Here is a 24,406-nt window from a genome sequence, read left to right as displayed (position 1 = left end):
ATTAGAAGTTCAACAAAGCCAAGAAGCTTTCTGCTTCAAGTGATGCACCACCAACAAGCGCACCGTCAACGTCTGGACATGCCATGTATTCAGCAACGTTTGATGGGTTTACAGAACCACCGTATTGAACGCGAACCTTGTCTGCAACTTCTTGACCGAAATCAGCAGCAACAACGTCACGAACAGCTTTACACATGTTTTGTGCATCATCTTTAGTAGCTGATTTACCAGTACCGATTGCCCAGATTGGCTCATAAGCAATAACAAGTGATGCTACTTGTTCAGCAGTCAAGTCTTTCAAAGCTGCAGAAACTTGTGCACCTACAAATTCTACTGCTTTACCAGCTTCGTAAGTTTCAAGTGACTCACCACAACAGATGATTGGAGTCAAACCGTTACGGAAGATTGCATGAGCTTTTTTATTAATATCTTCATCAGTTTCGTGGAAGTAATCACGACGCTCTGAGTGACCGATAACAACATAGTTAACACCCATTTCAGCCAATACTTTTGGAGATGTTTCGCCAGTGAAGGCACCAGCATCTTCAAAGTAGCAGTTTTGAGCAGCAACTTTCAATTCAGAATCTTTAGCGAACCACAAGAGGGCGTTCAAATCTACAGCTGGAGCTGCGATAGCTGCTTCAATTTTGTCGCCTGCAGGCAATTTTCCTGCAATTGCCTCAACGAAAGCTTGTGCTTCTTGAGGATTTTTGTTCATTTTCCAGTTACCGGCAATGATTGGTTTACGTGACATTTCACTTACCTCTTCTATATTTATTGTACAAGGTACATTATAGCATAAACTTAGCTAAGATTAAAGAATTTCTGTGCATTTTATGAATACTTACAGAAAAACTCTCTACCCGAAAGTAGAGAGTTACAATTAAGTTGTCTGACTATAATTGTTATTTCTGGGAACTCAATCGAATTAAGCTTCGATTTCTGTAACCATACCTGAACCAACAGTACGTCCACCTTCACGGATAGAGAAAGTAGTACCTTGTTCAACGGCGATTGGGTGGATCAATTCAACGTCGATAGTAACGTTATCACCAGGCATTACCATTTCAGTACCTTCTGGCAATTTGATTGAACCAGTTACGTCAGTTGTACGGAAGTAGAACTGTGGACGGTAGTTGTCGAAGAATGGAGTGTGACGTCCACCTTCTTCTTTAGTAAGGATGTAAACTTCACCTTTGAATTTAGTGTGTGGGTTGATAGAACCTGGTTTAGAGATAACTTGACCACGTTCGATTTCATCACGTTGTACACCACGAAGAAGCACACCAACGTTATCGCCGGCAAGACCTTCGTCAAGTTGTTTACGGAACATTTCAACACCAGTAACAACTGCTTTAGATTTTTCTTCTTGAAGACCAACGATTTCGATTTCGTCGTTGACACGAACAGTACCACGGTCGATACGTCCTGAAGCTACAGTACCACGACCAGTGATTGAGAATACGTCCTCGACTGGAAGCAACAATGGTTTGTCAGTGTCGCGTTCTGGTTCTGGAATGTACTCATCAACTGTGTTCATCAATTCCATAACGATGTCTTCGTACTTAGAGTCACCTTCAAGAGCTTTAAGAGCTGAACCTTGGATAACTGGAAGATCATCACCTGGGAAATCGTATTCTGAAAGAAGGTCACGGATTTCCATTTCAACCAACTCAAGCAATTCTTCATCGTCAACCAAGTCAACTTTGTTCATGAAGACGATAAGGTGTTTAACACCAACCTGACGTGAAAGAAGGATGTGCTCACGAGTTTGTGGCATTGGACCGTCAGTTGAAGCTACTACAAGGATCGCACCGTCCATCTGAGCAGCACCAGTGATCATGTTTTTAACGTAGTCCGCGTGTCCTGGAGCGTCGATGTGAGCATAGTGACGTTTTTCAGTTTCGTACTCAACGTGTGCAGTGTTGATAGTGATACCGCGCTCGCGCTCTTCTGGAGCAGCATCGATAGACGCATAGTCTTTAGGTTGGTTAACTGATGAAGGCAAGCGACGTGCCAATACAGTTGTGATAGCTGCTGTCAAAGTAGTTTTACCGTGGTCAACGTGTCCAATTGTACCAATGTTAACGTGTGGTTTACTACGATCGTATTTTTCTTTTGCCATTTTGGTAAAAGCCTCCAATAAAATATATTTTATAGATAGACAGTAGGCAATACAGTCTAACTTTACCTTACTATTCTATCAAATTGTAGCAGAATTGCAAGCATTTTCTATCGTTTTTTATTTTATCCATTTTCTGCAAGGGCTATTAGCTTCGCTCATAACCTTTTTTATCATCCCATTTTAACCTATTACTCAACTAAAAATACCTCACTTCCATAGGGATATTGATGTTACCATAGCTACAAGGTGCCACAAATACGAGACTACTGCAACAGACCTTTCTCCGTTCAGTCATCCTACGACTCCCTGGCAAGACTCTTGCTATAAGTATTGAAAATATATTGACTATTTTCACTTAATGATGCAGTTGATAATAAGGCTGAATAGGAATGGACGCTCCAATACTAGAAGAATAAATCCAGTCCTTGCCTTCCAATTGAGCAAAGTCTTCTGCTTTCCCTGTTAAGATAATGCCTGCGAACTCCAACTGATCAATCTCTTCTTGTTTGGTAAAGTCGGTGTTACCAAACTTATCAACAAAGGCTTGCAAGTCATCCACAGGTATGTCCAAATACTGCGCTCGTTTCTGATCTCCCGATTCTAAGAACTCTTTCATATAGTCCATACCTGACATATAGTCTCCAGGCATATCCGAAAAGACCAGTTGAATATCCTCTGGATCTAATCCCAAAAGCTGCTCTGGACGATAGTAATGGGTACTCTGCTTCCCTTCTGTCCCTATCCAATACCAATTTTTCTTGAGATTGCTAGGAATCATTTGCTTGATTTCTGCCAAACTGTACTTCTTATCAAAGGAAATAGCCACTTCTACTAGCTGCCCACTCATGTCTTTAAGATAATGCAATTCATTGGCAATGTCTTGAACACTCCAAACGGACTTTTTTCTATTGTAAAAAACAGGTACCTTGGTATTGGTTGTGAAATCATATAGATATTTGAAGGTATTCCCAGGTATATGCTGAGCAAAATCATAGTGACGATCAAACAGGTCATAGTAAATTTCGTGCTGACCAAAAGCCATAGGAACACCAGCTAGATCCTTATATAAATTGCAGTAAAGTTTCCCAGATACATAACTCGTGCTTTGGATTTTAATACCGTCATGTTTTATATTTGGATAAGAGATTTCCATTAAAATAATTTGTTTCCAATTCTCACGCCCTTCTCGTGCACCGACGAGGATTTTTACTGTTTGAATGCCAATAAGCATTAAGATGAAGCCGATGAGCGATGATAGCCCTATTGTCTTCCATAAATTCTTCCGCTTACTCCTTTTCGTTACCTCTTCAAAAGTCTTCATATTCATCTCCTCTCTCTTCTAATGCTTTCCTTAACTGTTTGCGTCCTCGGTAAAGGCTGATTTTCACCCAACTTTGACCAGCACCTAAAATATGCGCAATCTCCTTGATACTCATATCTTGGAAATAATAGAGGTCAATCACCTGCTGGTACTTACTGGGCAAACCTTCCACCGCTTGATAGAGCTCATCATGCCCCTCTTGGTCATAGATCAAAAAATTTTCAGGTCTAAAAAACTCCTTTTGTAAAATTTCATGGTAGCGCTTGTCTCTCCTGTATTTGTCAATGTAAGCCCGGACTGCAGAACGGTAAAGCCAAGCTCTTAGTTTTTCGAAAGGAAGGACAATATCAGATTCAAGCAATTTGACTAGAACATCTTGGGCAATATCCTGACTGTCAGCTGGGCTGGCTCCTGATTTTTGCAGATAGTAGGAAATCTCCTCAGCAATACCAATAATTTCTTTTTCATATTGATCCAGTTTGATACTCATCTCCTCCTTTCACTGATAAAACGAATGAATTGACGATTGGTTACACCTTTCTGATATTATTATACATAAAAAAACAACCTCCGAAGAAGTTGTTTTGTAGTGGTATTAACCTGAGTTGCGCAAACCTGTCGCCACACCATTGATGGTAATATGAATGAGATTCTCTTGTTCTTTGCTCAATTCTCCACGACGAAGACGATGAATTAATTCAATCTGAATATAGTTGAGCACATTGAAATAAGGCATGCGATAATCAAGACTAGCTTTTAGAAACGGTAGTTCTGCTAAAAGCTCATCATTTTGCTCGATTGATAAAATGATTTCTTTGGTCAACTGCCATTCATCTAAAATGACATGGAAGATATTTCGTACCTCTTCGCTTTCACACATTTTAGCATATTCAAATGCGATATTCATATTGGATTTAGACAATACCATATCCACGTTTGATAGAAGTGAGCGGAAGAATGGCCAAGATTCGTACATTTTTTGTAACTTAGACAAATTATCAGGGTGCTTATCAATAAAGCGTTTGAAACTTGAACCAACTCCATACCAACCTGGCAACATGACACGGTTTTGTGACCAGGAGAATACCCATGGAATCGCACGCAAACCACCGATTTCTGTGATGGTTTTTCGAGCCGCTGGACGTGAGCCAATGTTCAGACTTGATACTTCACGAATTGGACTAGCGGCAAAGAAATAATCATAAAAATGTGGATTGTTGAACACAAGATCTCTATAAATACGATAGCTATCTGATACAATTTCATCCATGGTTTCGCGATAGCCATCGATTTCATTTGGATCGGTAATCATTTGTGTGACCATACGGTCAAGCGTTGCAGATACCAGCATTTCTAAATTATAGTAGGCTGCGTCTTTGTTACCGTATTTATTGCCTATCACTTCGCCTTGTTCTGTCAAACGAAGCCGGTCCTTGATGGAACCAAATGGCTGAGATGTAATCGCATCGTAGGAAGGACCACCACCACGACCAACAGTACCTCCACGACCGTGGAAGAAGGTGATGTTTACTCCGTAGTCTTGACCAATTTGCGTCAATTCATTCTGTGCTTTGTAGAGTGTCCAGCCGGAGGATAGGTAGCCACCATCCTTGTTGGAATCTGAGTAGCCAAGCATGATTTCTTGGTAGTATTTATTGCCTGCAATCCAACGTTTCGCTAAATCTAATTGCAGATATTGACGCATGGTATCAGGTGCATTATCTAAGTCCTCGATTGTCTCAAAAAGTGGAACAATCTGAACACGGGCCTTATCGACATCTACTAGACCAACTTCTTTTAATAGGACAGCTAATTCCAGCAAATCAGAAACACTCTCCGAGTGTGAAATAATGTGTTGCTTGATGATTTCCTCACCTAGCTTATCTTTCAATTCACGCGCAGCAGCAAAGATAGCCAATTCTTTTTCTAATTGTTCTGACTTTGGCATGTGCGTTGCAGAAAGAATGCGTGGATCAGTTTCCAACTGTTTCAAAAGAACATGGCATTTAGCTTCCTCAGATAAACTGGAGTAGTCTTCTACGATACGGGCAGAAGCCAATAGTTCCGCAACACTTGCTTCATGAATAGAAGAGTCTTGGCGCATATCGATACTAGCTAGGTAGAAACCAAACGCTTCAACCGCTTCAAGTAATTCTGTAAAATCACCTTTCAATAGCGCCATAGATTTATTTTCAATCAAAGATTGTTTGATGGCTAATAAATCAGCTTTAAACTCGGCTACATTACTATAGCGAACATCTGACGGCTTATTGTGAACTAGATAATCTCTTGTATTTGCAAGTTTCATCTGAATATAGTGAAAAGCACGACGATAGGGCTCATTTTCACGATAGACAGAACTATCTTCAGATAAATCCGCCAGCATCTTAACCGCTGTAGATACATTCACAATGGAAGTTGAGAGCGAAAAATTCCGATAGAGTTTATAGAGTTGCTCATCGTAATAATTCATAATGACTTCACACTGAGTCAAGGCTGACAGCTTCAAGGTCTCTGCAGTAACAAATGGATTTCCATCACGGTCTCCCCCAATCCACATACCCATTGTAATTGGACGAGGGTTATTTAAGGCGATTCCTTTCTCAGCAGCCAAACGTTTGTATTCCCGCTGCAACTTAGTGACAGCCTTAATAAAGGAAGAATTGTAATACTCCATAACGTTTGTGATTTCGTTGGTTACTTTCAACTTCTTCTCACGAATCATATCCGTCTGCATGATAATTTCAATGTAACAACGGAGCTCATCTTCCCATTTGTTTTTATTGAGCAAGCCCAATTTTACATCGCGATAACGACGAAGCAACTCATGAATATGCTTGGTTAAATCAAGCATAGACTGACGTTGAACCTGAGTAGGATGGGCTGTCAAGACTGGAACAACATTCAACTTTTCAAGGATTTCAGTTGCATTTTCTTGTTTGGAAACCATATCAATTGTTGTTGAAATCTTACCAAGATAATCTTGATCAATATTGTTTTGGTGATTGATTTCATAGGCCAAGTCAACATCTTCTGATATATTAATCAAAAGTGGCAAAACAGCAAAGTATCGAGAAATAACTGCTAGTTCATCATTATTCAACTGACTGATAATAGCAATCAATGCCTGATAATCATCCTGACGAGACAATTGAGATAATTCTACAATTTTAGCAAAAGTCTCTGCAGGCATCATTTGGGCTGCTACTTCTTCCAAAATAGATGTTAGAATCGTTACTTCTTCACGGATTGCTTCCTTGTTGTTATAGTTTTCTAATTTTTGAATAGCCATCTCCTACCTCTTTCCTATCTCTAAATTAGCGTACGCTCTATTTCTTCTTCAATTAATCGACGTTTTTCACTAGCATCAATATTCAGAACAAACCCTATCCCGATGGAAATAATCAAAAGACTCGATCCCCCCTGTGACAAGAAGGGGAAAGTTACCCCCGTTGCAGGAATAATTCCTGAAATTCCTCCGATATTGACAAATGTTTGAATCAGAAGCATACCTGCCATTCCAAGTGCCATCATCGCATTAAATGGACTACGAGCACGGACGCCTACAATAATAATTCGAATAATCAAAAAGAACAATAAGGCTAGAATTAAACTAGCTCCGACAAAACCGAGTTCTTCAATGACAATCGAAAACGCAAAGTCGGTGTGGGCCTCTGGTAGATACCCCTTTTTCTCAATCGAATTTCCCAAGCCACGTCCAAGCCATCCACCGTTACTCATCGCATAGTAAGAATGAGTCAATTGAAGACCTGAGTTGGTGGCATTACCAAATGGATCAAAATAGGCTGCAAAACGACGAGCAATATAACCAAAGAGCGGAATTTTTTCCACCGTTTCTACACCCAAAATACGAATCGTTCCTAGAATAACTGTTGAGGCGGCCACAATTCCCAAAACCGCTGTTGAAAACCAGCGATAGGCAATCCCACTCACACTAATCATCACAACCATAATCAGCACAATAATCGTCGCATTCCCCAAGTCTGGCAGTGTCGCAACTAGACCAAGGAGGAGCAGACTGACCACCCGCCAATCTGTAAACTCTTTCGGAATCCAACTTCCTTTAATCAACGATACATAGTCATAAGTCCGAATATCCGCCTGTTGTTTTGCAAACTCATGTGCCAGATACCAAATGATAATTAATTTCAAATATTCTGCCGGTTGCAAGGTTCCTGCGATCGGTAGAGGAATCCAGCCATGAGCCCCGTTAATCGGAGGAAACAACCGAGAAATAGCTAACAGAAATACTTCTACCAAAATAACCGAATAGATAACGGCTTTCTTGCGTAAAAAACTTAATTTCATACGATAAATCGTATAGATTGCTACCAAGCTGACAATCCAGAATCCTGCCTGGTTAATCACTGTTCTAAATGGATTTCCACCATTAATAATTTGCGTAGCACTGGTTGTCGAATAGACCATGACCAACCCAATCACCGATAAGATGAGATAGGGAATCAGTATGGAGTAATTCAACAACTGGCGTTTGTCAATCTTCATTGCTTATCCAACCTTCTTCGAGTATAGCTCTTATTATAGCATACTTTGTATAAAAATACTTATCACTTTCTAAGTTGCTCTGCAAACATTCGGAACTAACTTTTGTCAACAAGAAAAAGGCCGAAGCCTTTCATATCTATTCAAATGTTCCAAGATAAAATTCAATTTCATCCCCATTCGCAACTGTAAGGTCTTTCGCCCCTTTATCAGCCATTTGGCCATTAACTTTATACATCCAGTATGTATTGGTACTCGCATCTTGGCTAACACCATCAATTTCTGTTATCAAACCATTGTCTTCTACAATGTCATGATGTTCTTTAAGCACATCCATGACACTATCACCTTCTTCCGCAGTAACTTCCTGACGATTCTCTTTGTCCTTGGTTGTAATCTGCAAAGTGACTTCGATAGCCGAGTTGCTCTGTTTCTCAGTAGTGTTTGTACAAGCAGCCAAGAAGAGCGAGAAGACAACCGTCAACATAAGACTAATTTTTTTCATTTATAAAATCTCCTAAAAATATAATCAATAATTGGATAAAACAAAACTGTTGAAGCAGCGTGTAAACTATCAAAGACTAGACCATTAAGCCAGAAGACGATAGGGGAAATCCCAAACTGTGTAGCAGATAAAAAACTTATCGTTAGCCCATACAAAAAGACAAGAATCCCCGCCAGAAGACTCTGTAGCCACAAGGGAATGCTCTCTTTTTTGATAGAAGGACCAATTGCCAACCACCATATAAATTGGATGAAAGCAAAACTAAGAACTTGCCACAAAACAACTGTTCCAAATCCAAAAAGCAAGCCACTCCCTACCATCGCTAGTATCATCAATGTCCAGCTCTCCAGCAAACTGAAATAGGACAGAACAATGAGGAAAATAGCCGTAAGAGGCTTTATATTGGGAAATGGACCAAAAACCACCCTTAAAACAATCGTCAAAGAGGACAGAACAACTAGCTGACTAACACGTCTTACTTTTTCACTTTTGTCATGCATACCAATTTAGCCTACCTTATTCCCTTTATTATGTCAAGTTCAGATAATCTTTTACTATTTCTTGAATCGTATTTTTTTGATTTTTTCATGATTTTACGGTAGAATTGAGGAGATGAGAAAGAAACTAAATCCGATGATTGTTGTTGGTTTTTTCCTATCCTTCTTTGCTCTTATTTTCATCACTGGGGTGACTGGAAATACTGTAAATAAGACGGAGGTAGCTAACGAACCCGCAGTCACACAATCAAACACCAGTACAAGTTCTAAAACAACAAATTCTAGCTCAAGTTATTACATTGCAAATGCGCTCGAAATGAAACCTATCGTCGACGTTTCTGCTTGGCAGAGACCGTCTGAAATCGACTACGATACCCTTAGCAAAAACATTTCTGGCGCAATCGTTCGTATTCAAAGTGGATCACACACTAAAAACGAAAATACAGCGACTGATAAAAACGGGTTAGATAAATCCTTTGATACCCATATTAAAGAATTCCAAGCAAGAAATATCCCTGTTGCTGTCTATGCCTATGTCACAGGAAATAGTATTGAGAGCATGCAGGAGGAAGCTCGAAGCTTTTATAAAGCCGCCAATAAATACAAGCCGACCTTCTATTGGTTAGACGTTGAAGAATATACCATGGATGATATGAATGCTGGAGTGGAGGCTTTTCGAAAAGAGTTAGAAACTCTCGGTGCTAAAAACATTGGAATTTACGTTGGAACCTATTTCATGGAAGACCACAGCATCAATGTGGATAAATTCGATGCAGTCTGGATTCCTACATATGGTGATGATTCTGGCTACTACAATGCCGCTCCAAATACTGATTTGGATTACGATCTCCACCAATACACATCACGTGGGTATGTCAACGGATTTGAACACCATTTGGATTTAAACCTCATTACTACACTCAAAGATCCTAACGAAGTTTATCAGAAACTATTTACAACACCCGAATAAAATGATACTATTTTACTAATTACATATACACAAAGGAGTGCTTCGGCTGAGATCGCAACTGCGAAATCCTCGAACCTGATCTAGTTAAAACTAGCGTAGGAATTGTGTGCCTTATAGAATGATACTATAATCTGCTATAAACACTCCTTTGTTGACCATCTACAAAGGAGTCTTTTTATGTCCGCATCAAAATTATCCATCCTAGCCGAAGTCGCTATCTTTTCTGCAATTGCCCTCGTCTTTGACAAAATCCCGCTCTTTACAATGCCCCAAGGTGGATCCGTGTCTTTAGTCATGCTTCCAATCTTACTACTTGCTCTACGCCACGGACTAGGGGTTGGGGTTCTTACTGGTGGTATTGTCGGAACCATTCAACTTTTCTACGGTGGCTACTTCCTAAACGTTTTTCAAGTTTTTCTTGACTATGCACTTTCTTACGCCGGAATTGGTTTAGCAGGTTTAGTGGCCCCCACCCTATCCAAACAAAAAAATCTAAAAAATGCTACTCTCATCATTACTCTGGCTAGTTTTCTAGGAGGAAGCATCCGATTGATAGCCACCTTCTTATCAGGAATTATTTTCTACGCAGACTACGCTCCAGATGGTATGCCTGTCTGGTTCTATTCCTTTACCTACAATATCAGCTATATTCTTCCTTCCACTGCAATTGCCTCTATTCTGCTCATTTTACTCTATAGAGCAAGACCAGGTTTTTACAATCTTTAACCAAAACTGCCTGCTGGATTTTATCTAACAGGCAGTCTTTTTAATTATTTTTACTTGCTTTATGCTATAATAGGAGCGTTATAATACATTTTGGAGGAAATTATGGCTTCTTGGATTTCAAGAATTATTAAAGGTATGATTATCGCACTCGGCTTTATCTTACCTGGTGTCTCTGGGGGAGTACTCGCTGCTATCCTCGGAATTTATGAGCGACTAATTGGATTTTTAGCAAATATTCGAAAAGATTTCAAGGAAAACTTTCTTTATTTTGTTCCTGTAGGAATCGGTGGAATTTTGGGAATCGCACTCTTCTCTTTCCCTGTTGAATATTTATTGCAACATTTCCAAGTCCCAGTTTTGTGGGCCTTTGCGGGAGCAATCGTGGGAACTATTCCTAGCCTGCTTAAAGAATCAACTCAAAAGAGCAAACGAGATAGCATTGATTTGGCTTGGTTGATTGGGACATTCATCATTTCTGGTCTCCTACTTTACAATTTAAGCGATCTTGTAGGAACGCTTCCAGCAAACTTTGCAAGTTTTGTCTTGGCAGGTGCCTTGATTGCTTTAGGGGTACTTGTTCCTGGACTCAGCCCTTCAAACTTACTATTGATTTTGGGCATTTACACGCCAATGCTAAATGGTTTCAAATCACTTGATCTATTCGGTACCTTCCTACCAATCGCAATCGGTGGCGTTCTTGCAATGGTGGCCTTTTCAAAAGCAATGGACCACGCTCTGAAAGTATACCATTCACGTGTTTATCACTTTATTATTGGTATCGTCTCATCATCCACTCTTTTGATTCTGATTCCACAAGCAAGTAATAAAGAGTCAATTTCCTATGCCGGAGCGAACTTTGTTACATGGATTGCTGCTATTGTCCTATTTATACTAGGTGCATGGTTAGGGCTTTGGATGAGTAAACTTGAGGAAAAATATAAATAATGGCAAAAAAGGTTAAAATAAAGAAAACCTTGGTGGACCAAATATTAGACAAGGCTAAGATCGATCATGATAGCCTTGTTTTAAATGCTTTCGAAGGTCAACTTCCACCAGGAATTGAAGAACACGAAATTTACAAAACACTGGCATTAACTGGAGATAAAACTGGACCAATTATCGGCATTGTCCCAATCACAGAACACCTGTCTGAGAAAAAATTAGCCAAGATCTCTGGCAATAAAAAAGTGAGCATGATTCCGCAAAAGGACTTGGAAAAGACAACTGGCTACGTCCACGGTGCCAACAATCCTGTGGGCATTCGTCAGAAGCATAATTTCCCAATCTACATTGATCAATCTGCCCTTGAACTCGGTCACTTGATTGTCTCTGCTGGTGAAATTGGTCGGTCGATTAAAATTGATAGCCAGGTTTTAGCTGATTTTGTAAAAGCTGACTTTGCCGATTTGATTGAAGGGAGGGACTAGACTTGAAAATTTACTTTGTCCGTCACGGTAAGACCGAATGGAATTTAGAGGGACGCTTTCAAGGCTATTCTGGAGATTCAGCTCTCTTGCCCGAATCTTATCAGGATTTAGAAAAACTAGGCAAATACCTTGCTGAAATCCCCTTTGATGCTATTTATTCTAGTGATTTGCAGCGCGCACATAGCACTGCCGTAGAAATTGCCAAAGCCAATCACCATTGCCAAACCGTTCTAACCACGCCACAACTACGTGAATGGAATTTTGGAACGCTAGAAGGAAGCAAGATGGCAATTTTTCGTGCCATCTACCCCAAACAAGCCTGGGCACTCAAACATAATCTAGCACGATTTAAACACGATGTCTTTGATGCCGAATCTGTCCATCAGGTCACACAGAGAATGGTCAATTTTATCCAGGCTCTTCAAGAAGAAAACCTGGAAACAGTCCTCATCGTCAGTCATGGTGCCTTTCTAACCGCTTCTATCCATCGCCTGCTTGGTTTTCCACCAGCCCAACTGCGTCACCGAGGTGGTTTGGATAATGCATCGGTTACTATTTTAGAAACAAGCGATTTCGAAAACTTTACAGAATTAGCTTGGAATGATACCAGCTATAAAGCAAAACAGTAGAATTTTCTGCTGTTTTTTCCTATCCTATTAGCAATTTATACTGATTTTTTCTCTCTTCTATGATAAAATAGAAATAACAGACTTTGGAGGAATAAAATTTTTATGTCAACTGAACATTTTGAAGAATTAAATGACCAACAGATTGTCCGTCGTGAGAAAATGACGGCTCTTGCCGAACAGGGCATTGACCCATTTGGAAAACGTTTTGAGCGTTCTGCAAATTCAGCTGAATTGAAGGCTCAGTACGAAGACAAATCAAAAGAAGACTTGGAAGAATTAGGGCAAACAGCAATCATTGCAGGTCGTATTATGACCAAGCGTGGTAAGGGTAAGGCAGGTTTTGCTCACATTCAAGACCGCGAAGGCCAGATTCAAATCTACGTTCGTAAGGATGATGTTGGCGAAGAAAATTATGAAATCTTCAAAAAAGCAGACCTTGGTGACTTTATCGGTGTCGAGGGAGATGTCTTCAAGACAAACGTTGGTGAGTTGTCTATCCATGCTCGCAAGTTGACTCACCTTTCTAAAGCGCTCCGCCCATTGCCAGAAAAATTCCACGGTTTGACAGACATCGAGACCCGCTACCGCAAACGTTATTTGGACTTGATTACCAACCGCGAGAGCTTTGATCGCTTTGTGACCCGCTCAAGAATTATCTCAGAAATCCGCCGTTACCTTGATGGACTTGGTTTCTTGGAAGTGGAAACACCAGTTCTTCACAACGAAGCTGGTGGTGCTGCAGCTCGTCCATTCATTACCCACCACAATGCCCAAAACATTGACATGGTGCTTCGTATCGCGACAGAACTCCACCTCAAACGCCTGATTGTCGGCGGTATGGAACGCGTTTATGAAATCGGCCGTATCTTCCGCAACGAAGGTATGGATGCGACCCACAACCCTGAGTTCACTTCCATTGAGGTTTACCAAGCTTATGCAGACTATCAAGACATCATGGACTTGACCGAAGGTATTATCCAGCACACTGCCAAGGCTGTTGTCGGTGATGGTCCTGTGACTTATCAGGGCACTGAAATTGCTATCCATGAGCCATTCAAGCGTATCCACATGGTTGATGCTATTAAGGAACAAACTGGCGTGGACTTCTGGCAAGAGATGAGCTTCGAGGAAGCAAAAGCCCTTGCAGCTGAGCACAAGGTCCCTGTGGAAAAACACCATACAGAAGTTGGTCAAATCATCAACAGCTTCTTTGAAGAATACGTTGAAGCAACTCTTATCCAACCAACCTTTGTCTATGGTCACCCAGTAGCCGTATCTCCACTGGCTAAGAAAAACGATGAAGACCCACGCTTCACAGACCGCTTCGAGCTCTTCATCATGACCAAGGAATACGGAAACGCCTTTACAGAATTGAACGACCCAATCGACCAATTGGAACGTTTCGAAGCCCAAGCTAAGGCTAAAGAACTCGGTGACGACGAAGCGACAGGCGTTGACTACGACTACATCGAAGCCCTCGAATACGGTATGCCACCAACAGGCGGCCTCGGAATCGGTATCGACCGCCTCTGCATGCTCTTGACAGACACCACTACTATTCGGGATGTACTCCTATTTCCGACTATGAAATAGGAGATTAGCTGAAAAAGTCTACCAGACCTTATCACTCCCGATGATGAAATAAAAACTACAAACTGTTTAACACTGTTACTTAAAACACTCTTGGAAATTCCAAGAGTGTTTTTGCATGCAAAAAATCCCAACCACTTGGTCAGGATTTTCAGGAGATTATGAAAAATATTTAGGATCGACTATAGTATAGCTCATCCTATCAACTATCTCATCAGTCTTGGGACTGATTCTCTTCTTTTTTGCAAAATATTCTCGAACAATTGGCGCAACTTCTGTTCCGTAGAGTTCGATGGCACGGAGGACATCTTCATGTGGCATAGATCCGATTGGGAGATGGAGGAAGAAACGGTCCAAGTCAAGTGTTCCAATAGTCTTGATAATTTTTTCAGCAACTCGTTTTGGATCTCCGACGATGGTTGCCCCTTCATCTGTCAAGGAATAGAAATATTGCGCCTTGGTCATCTCGCTCCAATGTGGGCGATCTTTAGCGATATTGTCCGTAATTACTTTAGTTGGATGATAGTATTCTTCCACAGCCTTGTCATGGTCGTCTGCAATCCAACCCCAAGAATGTGCTGCAACTTTCGTTTTCTTTGGATTATGACCTGAGTTGCGGGCAACCTTGCGATAAGCATCGACTAAAGGTTTAAAGCGATGGGTCCCTGCACCAATGACAGCATAAACGATTGGCAAGCCCTTCTTAGCAATTTTGATGGTGGATTCTACATTGCCCCCAGTTGCGACCCAAATCGGAAAGTCTTCCTGAACAGGACGTGGATAGACTGGCTTATTATCGACTGACTGGGTAAAATGTCCATCCCACTTGAGATTGGTTTCCTTGTCGATTTCCAGAAGCATATCTAGCTTTTCATCGAAGAGTTCTTCATAGTCACGGAGATCATAGCCAAACAAGGGGAATGACTCCGTAAAGGAACCACGACCCGCCATGATTTCCGCTCTGCCATTTGACAAAGCATCTATGGTGGTGTACTGCTGATAAAGTCGTACAGGGTCCATGGAGGAAAGGATTGAAACTGCTGATGTTAGCTTGATATGCTTGGTATTGACGGCACCAGCTGCCAGCACAATCTCAGGTGCAGAAACCGCAAAATCTTCTCGGTGATGCTCCCCAATCCCATAAACATCAAGCCCCACCGCATCAGCTAATTCGATTTCTTTGACTAGCTGGCGAATCCGCTCGTCGTGGCTGTAAGTTTCCCCTGTTTTTTCTAGTGGAGTTGTTTCGCCAAATGTTGAAATACCTAATTCTACCATGATGTGTTCTCCTTTGAAATCACTATTTCTTAATTGATGCGTTTATTTTATCTCTAGTTAGTGATATGGTCAATTGATTTGCTCAAAAAATAAAACGACTAGGAAAACCTAATCGTTTCAATAGATTATTCATAGCGCAAAGCTTCAATTGGATCAAGCTTAGATGCTTTGTTTGCAGGTAGTACACCAAACACAATACCAACTACTGCTGAGAAAGCCAGACTACCTAATACAACAGGAATTGAAATTTCAGCAGCTATTCTTTCGCCCAACGCCTTGCTCACATTGAGCAAGAACACTATTGTCTGAGCGATTGCGAGACCAATTGCTCCACCAAGAGTTGTCAAGACCATCGCTTCTATCAAGAATTGAACCAAGATATTTCCTCTAGTTGCTCCAAGCGCTTTTCGAAGACCGATTTCACGAGTCCGCTCAGTTACTGATACCAGCATGATATTCATGACACCGATACCACCAACTAGCAAGGAGATACCTGCAACAGCACCGATAAACAAGGTAACACCAGACATTTGAGATTTAAACTCCTCCAACATGGCTGACATATCATAAATCTCGTATCTCGCTTCTTTCAATCCAGTCGCTTTAGTCAAGTAATCTGCAGCAGCCTGACCAACTTCTGTTGCCCGTGTAACATCTTCAACATGGACAAAGATTTGAGAATTTTCTTTCATGCCTGTTTCAGCAGCTAACTGCGTATTAGTCATTACGGCATTTCCACCTGAATTCATTCCATAAATAGCTGTCCCTGCTTTCGGATCTTTGTAGACCCCTATTACGAGATAAGCATTGCTATTAACACTAATCGTCTGATTGAGAGAGCTCTCTATAGAACCAAATAACTTCTCTGCTAATGCCGTATCTAACATAATCATACGTGAAAAACGACTATAGTCGTTAGCTGTAAACTGACGACCAGCTAAAATCTCATACTCTTTCACAGCAAAGAAATTCTGGCTAACACCAGTAATAGTGACATTCTCTGCTTTTTTATTGCCCGATCTGACTTCAGCTATGTTGCTGATACTGGAGTAATAGTTTGATACGCCATCAAGCTCTAGCAATCCTTTTAAAGTAGAATCCGTCAAATCCGGCTCTTCCTCTAAGATTGGTTCTTCCGTCGACGCTGTGCCAAACGGACCGAAAGCTGTGCCTGAACTGGAGAAGGCAGTAAAGTAAACCTGAACATTATTTTGATCACCAGCTAGAGACTTTTCTATGCTTTTGGCCACCCCTGTTCCCATGGCAACAATAATGACAACTGCAGCCACGCCAATGATGATACCTAACATAGTAAGGAGCGATCTCATTTTATGAGCCATAATAGATTTGAGGGCGAATTTCCAATTTTCCATCTAAACTCCCTCCCTTCGACTATCTTCGGTAATTACTCCATCACGTAGAACGATTTTTCGTTTTGCGTAGGCAGCAATCTCAGGCTCATGCGTAACCATGATAATGGTCTTTCCTTCATTATTCAACTCCGTCAGAAGTTGCATAATCTGCTCACCTGTCTTGGTATCTAGGGCACCTGTAGGCTCATCTGCTAAAATAATAGCTGGGGTATTGACTAGTGCACGAGCAATAGCTACCCGTTGTTTTTGACCACCAGACAATTCTGATGGTAAATGCGTCATCCGCTCTGCCAATTCAACTTTTTCAAGATATTGTTTAGCTAGTTCCTTACGTTTGCTTGATGGAACTCCAGCATAAATCAAGGGTAATTCTACATTTTGAAGGGCGTTAAGTTTCGATAAAAGGAAAAATTGTTGAAAAACGAAACCGATTTGGTCATTCCGAACCTGAGCTAATTTTTTCTCAGAAAGTTGACTGACTTCTTCACCTTCCAACCAATAGTTTCCTGAACTGGAACGATCTAAAAGCCCAATAATGTTCATCAAGGTTGATTTCCCTGAACCAGAGGGCCCCATAATGGCAAGAAATTCTCCCTCTTCCACCTCTAAATCAATATTCTTTAAAACTTGGAGTTCTTGATCACCATTTTTGTAGGATTTATTGATACTTGTTAGTCTAATAAGCTGGTTCTTCATTGGCTTCAACCTCTTTGCCATCTTCGAGATTCGGAGTTGGAATGGTAATAACCTTATCTCCTGCTGCTATACCAGCGGTCACTTCCTGATTCAAAGCATCTGCGTTCCCCAGAGTGACTTCTACTTTCTTAGCTTTCCCATCAACCAAGGTCCACACATAGTTTTTATCTTCTTCTGGCACAACTGCGGACACCGGAATTAAAATGTTTTTACTTGTATTGACAACCTCAATATTTACAGAAAATCCTTGCTTCAACTCACCTAATTTACTAGTTAAAGCTGCCTTAAATGGATATTTAGCACCTGAACCACTAGTTCCTGTTGTAGCAGCACCAGCTTGATCACTAGATGGATAGTTTGAAATATAGGTAATTTTCCCTGTCCAAGTCTTATCGGGATATACCTTGCTAGTCAGCTTGACCTCTTGATCCACTGCAATGTTAGCCAAATCGTATTCTGTCAAACTACCTGTTACTTGCAAACTACCTTGATTTACAATGTGTACAACTGTTTGGCTCGATGTAGAATTCTTAGAAACAGCCTTATTCACCTCAACAACTGTACCAGCAACGGTACTAGTTACTGTCGCTTCTGTTAAGGCTGTATAGGCTTTATCAACCGCAGCTTGAGCATCTGCGTATGAATCATTCAAGTCTGCTAACTGCATATCTACTGAACGTTGTGCAGTAGCAGTTGCTGCAGCATCTGTTTCTGCATCACCAGTTGTTTGAACAGTCTGACCGTTGGTTCTTAAGTCTGCAATTTGGCGACCAATCTTATCACGACCACGAACAGCAGTATCCAAAGCAGACTGTAATTCTGTAGCATCATAGCGAATCAAAGGGGTACCTACTTCGACCTTAGCACCTGGAGCAACCAAAACCTCACTCAAATCTCCCTTAGAAGGATCATAGTAAACATACTGCTCGTCTGCTGCTGTAATCGTTCCTGTAAGTAGCGTTGAGGAAGCAATTGAGCCTTCTTTAGCAACAGTATAGGTCATACTCATGGCTACATCTTCCGAAGATGATGGCGATGTTAGCATATTGCTAAAAATTAAAGCCCCACCTACTAAGGCAACTGCGACCACTCCAAGACCACCAAACAAAGCAATTTTTGCTTTCTTTGTCTTTAACATAACAAACTCCTTTTCTTTACAAAACATACCTATTTGTGTTGTCTATATAATACACAAATACAAGAACAAATGCAAGTTTTTTCCTAACTATTTTATAAAAAGTTTGGCGATTTTCCCACTTACATTTTTGTAAGGTAACGTAGCAGATTTTTGATTGACATACAAAAAAGCGTTACAATGAATATAATTATTGACCTTTATTGGAGGAAATTTATGAAAGTGTTTGATATTATCGCTATCGGAGGCGGGAGCGGAGGCATCGCTACCATGAACCGAGCCGCTATGTACGGTGCCAAGGCAGCAGTTATTGAGGGAAGCTATCTAGGAGGGACCTGTGTTAACCTTGGCTGTGTACCCAAAAAAATTATGTGGTACGGTTCTCAGGTAGCAGAAGCCATCCAGCATTATGGACCTGAATATGGATTTACTAGCCAAGAAGTGACCTTTGATTTTGCCACCTTGCGTAAAAATCGCGAAGCCTATATTGAGCGTTCACGCGCATCCTACGGTAATACTTTTAACAATAACGGAGTAGAAGTTATCCAGGGTTTCGCACGTTTTGTGGACAATCAAACGGTTGAAGTCAATGGTGAGCTGATTCGTGCAAAACACATTGTCATCGCAACTGGCGCCAAACCGGCAGTCCCTGCTATTCCTGGTAGTGAGCTAGGGATTGTATCTGACAATGTCTTTGCATGGGAAGAATTACCTTCTTCTGTGGCTGTGATTGGTGCTGGTTATATCGCTGTGGAAATGGCCGGTCTCCTACATGGACTCGGTGTCCAAACTGACCTCTTTGTTCGTGGCAATCGCCCTCTTCGTAACTTTGATACCTACATTGTTGATGCCTTGATGGAAGAAATGCAACGTACCAACCTTCCACTCCATACCGGGAAAACTCCTGTCAGTCTTGAAAAAACTGATGATGGACAAATCCAGATTAACTTTGCTGACGGTAGTAGCCATATTGCTCAGAAGGTCCTTTGGGCAATTGGACGTAAACCAAATATTGACAAACTTAACCTAGAAGCAACTAGTGTTCAACTTACTTCTTCAGGACATATTTCTGTCAATGAATACCAAGAAACAGTTGTACCAGGTATCTATGCCCTCGGTGATGTGACTGGTGAAAAAGAATTAACACCCGTTGCAATCAAGGCAGGTCGCCTTTTGGCAGAACGTTTATTTAACAATAAACCAACCGCAAAAATGGATTACACAACCATCCCAACTGTCGTCTTTTCTCACCCCGCTATCGGAACAGTTGGTCTAACTGAGGACGAAGCGATTGCCCAATACGGTCAGGACAATGTAAAAGTCTATACTTCAGCCTTTACTTCTATGTACACTGCCCTAGAAAACAACCGCCAAATGGCCAAGTTTAAATTAGTAACCGTAGGAGAAAATGAAAAAGTCGTTGGTCTGCACGGCATTGGCTATAGTGTCGATGAAATGATTCAAGGATTCTCAGTTGCTATCAAAATGGGAGCTACAAAAGAAGAATTTGATGCCGTTGTCGCCATCCATCCGACAGGTTCTGAAGAATTTGTTACTATGCGTTAACTCAATTGAAAAAGTCCAGACATGAAGGTCAGCACTGTCTGGACTTTTTCTTATGGTAATATAGCAATTGCTCGCACTGGTGAACCCGAAGCCTTCTCCCAATGAGGAAAAGCGATTGAAATCAATGCGCCTGTTGGTGGTACCTGATCCAAGTTTGCCAATACTTCCAACTGATAAATATCTTTTGATAGGAGATAGTATTCTTCTGGTAAACTTCCTCCGTGTTTGGCTGCAGATACTCCTGAATCGGTATCCAATGTTTCATGACCAACTGCTTTCACCTGACGTTCTTCAATCAAATATTCTAGAGCTTCATGACTCCATCCTGGTGTACGTTGAACTCCATCTTCGTCTAGATTACGAATGGCATCTTGACTAGGCCAGCGCTTTGACCAATCCGAACGAAAGGCAACAAAAGATTCTGGCGCTATCGGGCCATATTCAGCCTCAAAGTCTAAAATATCCTGCTTAGTTATCTCATAGTCATTATTTGCTATAACAGCAGCAGATTTATCAATAACGTAGAGTGGCAGGAGTAAATCTTTCAAATCAATCTCATCAAGATAACGAGCTCCCTCTACAAAATGAATCGGAGGATCAATATGGGTTCCATACTGCCCCACAACCGTAAATTGTTCGACAAAGAAGCCATCCTTATGAGTAAATAGGGCTTTCTTTTCGAGAGCTGGTAGCGCAGGGAAATGCGGGCTATTTTCATTGATTTGGTGAGTCAAGTCTACCCAAGTTTTAGATTTAAGAGTACGGTAAATATCAAGTAATTCTGTCATAGAAATCCTCACTTTCTTTTTTTATTATTCTAGCATAGGTATAGGTTGTTTTACATATAATTTGTTGTTTTTTACTATAGAGTTGTTACAGCCGATGAAAGAGCATTGACTTTCTTATCCAATCTCACTATAATTTTTGTTAACCATAAAATTTTAAAAGGATAACAAATGAAAACAACTTCTATCAAATCACTTGTTTATATCGCTATTGGAACAGCCTTAATTTCCACCCTTTCACAAATCAGTCTGTCTATTGGACCTGTACCATTTACATTACAAACCCTGGCTATCGGCTTAGTAGCTTGTCTATACAAACCCAAGGAGGCAATTACAAGTGTCAGCTTATATCTAGTTCTTGGCGCTATCGGTTTACCTGTTTTTGCTGGTTTTTCTGGTGGCTTTGCTGCACTCACAGGATCGACTTCTGGCTTTCTATGGGGGTTTCTACTCTACACTATTATCACTTCTGCCCTCACTAAATCAGACTCCTCACCAGTTACAATTTTTCTAGCCTGCCTACTTGGAACAAGTATCTGTTTCCTTCTCGGCTGTTTTGTATTTAAGCTAGTTTCAGGTGCCAGTTGGACTGACACTATCGGATGGACTGTTCTGCCTTTCGTTCTTCCTGATTTAGCTAAAATTACACTAGTCATGATTTGTCATCGTTTATTGCAACCTGTTATCAAAAAAGAAGCCTATTTTGCTTAGGCTTCTTTCATTTATTTATTAGCAAACGCATCGAGTAGAACTTGAAATTCCTCATTGCTAAGAGTGATCCCTTTCCCCATCTTGGTATGGTCAGGACTCCAGGTACGGATGTCATACTTGGCTGGTGCTCCATTAAAAGATACTCGATTAAGCTCCTTGGTCCATCCTTTATCATTTTCAGATAAGACCAATAATTTTTCTTCAATTTCAAATGTAAATTCTGCCATTTGTTACCTCCTCGCTTATCTATTCGAAAAAGCTTGTCATTTTTATAAAAATTAGATAATATAATTATATCAAGTTTGAAAGGATTATGCCATGAAGAGGTTTTTAGAAGTTATTTTCGAGCAGATCACCGTCTTTTTAGAACATGGCAAAGTTCCTAAGTCTATTGAGCCAGATAGCAAGGAAGAAATCAAGAATAACTTGGAGCTGGCTTTATATAAAAAAGCTGCAGTCCATGTCATCTATGGTGATCGTAGTTTCACAGGTGACATTGTGAAATATGATACCAATCGCCAACGGATTATCATGAAAAATTTCAAACGTCAGGTTACCAGCATTATAAAAATCGAGGACATCAAAAAAGTTACCTTGGTTCCAGATAGCATCAAGACTTCTCAACAACAAACAAAAGGCTGAAATTTCAGCCTTTTTATAGTCTTTTAGTTTACTTTTATACTCATTTAAAATCAAAAATAGCCACCTACCGCTCCAAGTGGATATGGAGCGTTTCGATTTTGTTATTTTTTTAGAAGAAAACAGCTACTTGAAATCCACAATCCTCAACTCAAACTTATAAATTAAGGTTTCACATGTTATAAGTAGCTTAGACTTGCTATTTTTGATTTTTATTGAGTATTAGTACTCGCTCCAAAGGTTTGGGGAACCTTTGGAGGTTGGAGATAGGGCGATTCGCTTCAATAGCTGCAGACAGCTTGTACAGTCGAGTGACTGTGCAAGGTTGGAGATAGCACTTGCGGAGCAAGTCACCCCTGAAGAGTACGGCAAAGCGAGTTCAAACAATCCAGTGGAGTGTTTGAAGTTGGAAATAGGGAGCGGGAAAGACATCCATGATGGCTCCGCCCTCACCCACAGAATAATGAAAACGAACATAAAGCCCTCACTAGGTGTATAATCTTAGTGAGGGCTTTGTGGTTGACGAGTTAATGATGTTATTCATCGCGGGAAAAACTGATCCACTCTACTGACGAGCACCCCAAAATATGCGATAGGCATGAGTATAAAAATACGACTAAAATTCGGTAGATAAGCTCTCTAATTTTTAGAAGGAGGGAATTGTCATGGATGTTCTCTATCAATCTTGTGCAGGTATTGATGTCCATCAAGCCAATATTGTTGTCTGTATCCTACATGGACCTCTCACCTCAACTCGTCCAAAGCGTGAGATGGCTACATTTGATACAACGACTAAAGGCCTACGTGCTTGCCACGATTTTCTCAGTCAATTTCATGTGGAAGCTGTTGGCATGGAAAGTACAGGTATCTATTGGCGACCTGTCTGGCATGCTCTATGTGATGACTTCGAGTTGATACTGGCTCAACCAGCCCATATGAAGGCTATCCCAGGTCAGAAAACCGACAAGAAGGATGCTCACTGGATTGCTAAATTAACACGGATTGGTCTGCTTCCTCGGAGTTTCGTTCCCGATGAAACCATTCAAGAATTGAGGGAGTTGACCAGACAGCGAAAACATTATGTGGAAAGTCGCAATCAAGAAACCAATCGTATCCATAAAATTCTTCAGTCAGGTGGTATTAAGCTAACGACCTATATTGAAGATATTATGGGGCTATCTGGTCGTAATCTCCTTCAGCTACTGGTTGATAGGACGCCTATCACACCTCGCATTGTCCATCAATCCGTTTATACCAGCCTGAAGAAGAAAGTGCCACAGCTTATGGAAGCCTTGGACGGTTATTTCTCTGATCATCATCGCTTTATGTTAAAGCAGTCCTTAGAGATTTATGATTTTTATCAGAAGCAGATTGAGTTGTTGGAAGAGCGAATCAATGTCTATCTATCACAATATGAAAACCATGTAGAAATATTGGATTCCATCCCAGGCATTGATGTCATTACAGCTTCTGTTATCATTTCTGAGGTTGGAGTTGACATGAGTCAGTTTCCCACTGCTGGACATTTAGCTTCTTGGGCAGGACTCTGTCCAGGTAATAATGAGAGTGCTGGTAAGAAACGAAGTACCAAGATTCGGCATGGTAATTCTTATTTGAAGAAATGTTTATGCCAAGCCGCTTTCGCTGTCAAAAAACAAAAAGGAAGTCCCCTAGCAGACCCAATGTCATTAAGTTAACTAACCTATCACATTTTGTGGTGGGTTAGTTTTTATGTTACACTAAAAATAAAAGGGGAAAAGTCATGCTAGATCAGATTAAAGTTCATTTACTTGATAGTATTAACGACATCGTTTCCACCGCAAACCAGTTTGTGCTTCATCCTGAAAAAGATTTTAGTCGGAAAAGTCAGCTAACGATGAAAACCATGATTCAAGCTATACTTACCATG

The 24,406-nt window shown here is 40.8% G+C and carries 24 protein-coding genes, 1 pseudogene and 1 riboswitch; of the genes and pseudogenes, 11 read left to right on the top strand and 14 right to left on the bottom strand.

Features of this window, described 5'->3' with window-relative positions:
• Position 1 precedes the first annotated feature (1 nt).
• From tpiA to ODU39_RS05530, 8 genes are all read right to left on the bottom strand, one after another.
• Positions 2–754, bottom strand: a complete 753-nt coding sequence (gene tpiA, locus ODU39_RS05565) for a triose-phosphate isomerase (RefSeq protein ID WP_004298713.1) — start codon at positions 752–754, stop codon at positions 2–4.
• Between the two features lie 174 nt (positions 755–928).
• On the bottom strand, positions 929–2,125 hold the full coding sequence (gene tuf / locus ODU39_RS05560) for an elongation factor Tu (protein WP_012775011.1): 1,197 nt from the start codon (positions 2,123–2,125) through the stop codon (positions 929–931).
• Between the two features lie 355 nt (positions 2,126–2,480).
• On the bottom strand, positions 2,481–3,452 hold the full coding sequence (locus ODU39_RS05555) for an anti-sigma factor (protein ID WP_161941042.1): 972 nt from the start codon (positions 3,450–3,452) through the stop codon (positions 2,481–2,483).
• On the bottom strand, positions 3,433–3,936 hold the full coding sequence (locus ODU39_RS05550) for an RNA polymerase sigma factor (protein WP_105121858.1): 504 nt from the start codon (positions 3,934–3,936) through the stop codon (positions 3,433–3,435). The genes ODU39_RS05555 and ODU39_RS05550 overlap by 20 nt, the downstream gene beginning before the upstream one ends.
• Before the next feature lie 105 nt (positions 3,937–4,041).
• Positions 4,042–6,738 carry a phosphoenolpyruvate carboxylase gene (ppc, locus tag ODU39_RS05545; protein WP_398579808.1) on the bottom strand — a complete coding sequence of 899 codons (2,697 nt, stop codon included), beginning with the start codon at positions 6,736–6,738 and terminating at the stop codon, positions 4,042–4,044.
• 20 nt (positions 6,739–6,758) lie between these two features.
• Positions 6,759–7,973 carry a cell division peptidoglycan polymerase FtsW gene (ftsW, locus tag ODU39_RS05540; protein WP_011922075.1) on the bottom strand — a complete coding sequence of 405 codons (1,215 nt, stop codon included), beginning with the start codon at positions 7,971–7,973 and terminating at the stop codon, positions 6,759–6,761.
• 136 nt (positions 7,974–8,109) lie between these two features.
• The gene (locus ODU39_RS05535; protein WP_398579807.1) at positions 8,110–8,475 is read right to left on the bottom strand and encodes a DUF4430 domain-containing protein; all 366 of its coding nucleotides are present in this window, start codon (positions 8,473–8,475) and stop codon (positions 8,110–8,112) included.
• A complete protein-coding gene (locus ODU39_RS05530; protein ID WP_238140255.1) occupies positions 8,472–8,918 on the bottom strand; it encodes a hypothetical protein in 447 nt (148 codons plus the stop codon). The genes ODU39_RS05535 and ODU39_RS05530 overlap by 4 nt, the downstream gene beginning before the upstream one ends.
• 169 nt (positions 8,919–9,087) lie before the next feature.
• On the opposite strand from ODU39_RS05530, the gene ODU39_RS05525 reads away from it, so the two are divergent.
• The 6 genes from ODU39_RS05525 (at position 9,088) to lysS (ending at position 14,317) form a co-directional block, all read left to right on the top strand.
• Positions 9,088–9,942 (top strand): glycoside hydrolase family 25 protein, encoded by an 855-nt coding sequence (locus ODU39_RS05525; RefSeq protein WP_024384638.1) that lies wholly within the window; start codon positions 9,088–9,090, stop codon positions 9,940–9,942.
• Positions 9,943–9,965: 23 nt separating this feature from the next.
• Positions 9,966–10,061, top strand: a riboswitch (TPP riboswitch).
• Between the two features lie 58 nt (positions 10,062–10,119).
• Positions 10,120–10,668 carry an energy-coupled thiamine transporter ThiT gene (gene thiT / locus ODU39_RS05520; protein ID WP_398579806.1) on the top strand — a complete coding sequence of 183 codons (549 nt, stop codon included), beginning with the start codon at positions 10,120–10,122 and terminating at the stop codon, positions 10,666–10,668.
• A gap of 102 nt (positions 10,669–10,770) precedes the next feature.
• A complete protein-coding gene (locus ODU39_RS05515; protein WP_024410120.1) occupies positions 10,771–11,613 on the top strand; it encodes a DUF368 domain-containing protein in 843 nt (280 codons plus the stop codon).
• On the top strand, positions 11,613–12,095 hold the full coding sequence (locus tag ODU39_RS05510) for an aminoacyl-tRNA deacylase (RefSeq protein ID WP_029180347.1): 483 nt from the start codon (positions 11,613–11,615) through the stop codon (positions 12,093–12,095). The genes ODU39_RS05515 and ODU39_RS05510 overlap by 1 nt, the downstream gene beginning before the upstream one ends.
• Before the next feature lie 2 nt (positions 12,096–12,097).
• Positions 12,098–12,724, top strand: coding sequence for a histidine phosphatase family protein (locus ODU39_RS05505; RefSeq protein ID WP_398579805.1), 627 nt, complete (start codon positions 12,098–12,100; stop codon positions 12,722–12,724).
• A 102-nt stretch (positions 12,725–12,826) separates the two neighbouring features.
• On the top strand, positions 12,827–14,317 hold the full coding sequence (gene lysS / locus ODU39_RS05500; RefSeq protein ID WP_105120806.1) for a lysine--tRNA ligase: 1,491 nt from the start codon (positions 12,827–12,829) through the stop codon (positions 14,315–14,317).
• Between the two features lie 156 nt (positions 14,318–14,473).
• Here the strand turns inward: lysS and ODU39_RS05495 are convergent, their stop codons facing one another.
• The 4 genes from ODU39_RS05495 to ODU39_RS05480 all read right to left on the bottom strand — a co-directional run bounded on the left by ODU39_RS05495 (position 14,474) and on the right by ODU39_RS05480 (position 18,799).
• Complete coding sequence (locus tag ODU39_RS05495) at positions 14,474–15,592, bottom strand: LLM class flavin-dependent oxidoreductase (protein WP_105256677.1); 1,119 nt, start codon at positions 15,590–15,592, stop codon at positions 14,474–14,476.
• Positions 15,593–15,717: 125 nt separating this feature from the next.
• Entirely contained in the window at positions 15,718–16,965 is a 1,248-nt protein-coding gene (locus ODU39_RS05490; protein ID WP_398579804.1) for an ABC transporter permease, read from the bottom strand.
• Complete coding sequence (locus ODU39_RS05485; protein WP_044679028.1) at positions 16,966–17,661, bottom strand: ABC transporter ATP-binding protein; 696 nt, start codon at positions 17,659–17,661, stop codon at positions 16,966–16,968.
• A complete protein-coding gene (locus tag ODU39_RS05480; RefSeq protein WP_105256676.1) occupies positions 17,642–18,799 on the bottom strand; it encodes an efflux RND transporter periplasmic adaptor subunit in 1,158 nt (385 codons plus the stop codon). Before ODU39_RS05480 ends, ODU39_RS05485 begins: the two co-directional genes overlap by 20 nt.
• A gap of 213 nt (positions 18,800–19,012) precedes the next feature.
• On the opposite strand from ODU39_RS05480, the gene gorA reads away from it, so the two are divergent.
• Positions 19,013–20,362 carry a glutathione-disulfide reductase gene (gorA, locus tag ODU39_RS05475; RefSeq protein ID WP_398579803.1) on the top strand — a complete coding sequence of 450 codons (1,350 nt, stop codon included), beginning with the start codon at positions 19,013–19,015 and terminating at the stop codon, positions 20,360–20,362.
• Positions 20,363–20,412: 50 nt separating this feature from the next.
• On the opposite strand, the gene ODU39_RS05470 is transcribed toward gorA, so the two are convergent.
• Positions 20,413–21,150, bottom strand: coding sequence for a cyclase family protein (locus tag ODU39_RS05470; protein ID WP_398579802.1), 738 nt, complete (start codon positions 21,148–21,150; stop codon positions 20,413–20,415).
• A gap of 168 nt (positions 21,151–21,318) precedes the next feature.
• Between ODU39_RS05470 and ODU39_RS05465 the strand changes: the two genes are divergently transcribed.
• Positions 21,319–21,858 carry a biotin transporter BioY gene (locus tag ODU39_RS05465; protein ID WP_398579801.1) on the top strand — a complete coding sequence of 180 codons (540 nt, stop codon included), beginning with the start codon at positions 21,319–21,321 and terminating at the stop codon, positions 21,856–21,858.
• 11 nt (positions 21,859–21,869) lie between these two features.
• On the opposite strand, the gene ODU39_RS05460 is transcribed toward ODU39_RS05465, so the two are convergent.
• Positions 21,870–22,085 carry a YdbC family protein gene (locus tag ODU39_RS05460; RefSeq protein WP_004194749.1) on the bottom strand — a complete coding sequence of 72 codons (216 nt, stop codon included), beginning with the start codon at positions 22,083–22,085 and terminating at the stop codon, positions 21,870–21,872.
• A gap of 91 nt (positions 22,086–22,176) precedes the next feature.
• Here ODU39_RS05460 and ODU39_RS05455 point away from each other — a divergent pair, with 91 nt between their 5' ends.
• The 3 genes and pseudogenes from ODU39_RS05455 to ODU39_RS05445 form a co-directional block, all read left to right on the top strand.
• Entirely contained in the window at positions 22,177–22,500 is a 324-nt protein-coding gene (locus tag ODU39_RS05455) for a hypothetical protein (protein WP_136671789.1), read from the top strand.
• A 662-nt stretch (positions 22,501–23,162) separates the two neighbouring features.
• Positions 23,163–24,194, top strand: a complete 1,032-nt coding sequence (locus ODU39_RS05450) for an IS110 family transposase (RefSeq protein ID WP_398579800.1) — start codon at positions 23,163–23,165, stop codon at positions 24,192–24,194.
• A gap of 65 nt (positions 24,195–24,259) precedes the next feature.
• Positions 24,260–24,406, top strand: a pseudogene (locus ODU39_RS05445) (IS4 family transposase); the annotation flags it as partial.

Source organism: Streptococcus sp. 2021WUSS126, from assembly GCF_044427255.1.
In the GTDB taxonomy this organism is placed as follows: Bacteria; Bacillota; Bacilli; order Lactobacillales; family Streptococcaceae; genus Streptococcus; species Streptococcus hashimotonensis.
Note: the sequence above shows the minus strand (reverse complement) of the source record. Positions and strands in the feature narration are given on the sequence as shown.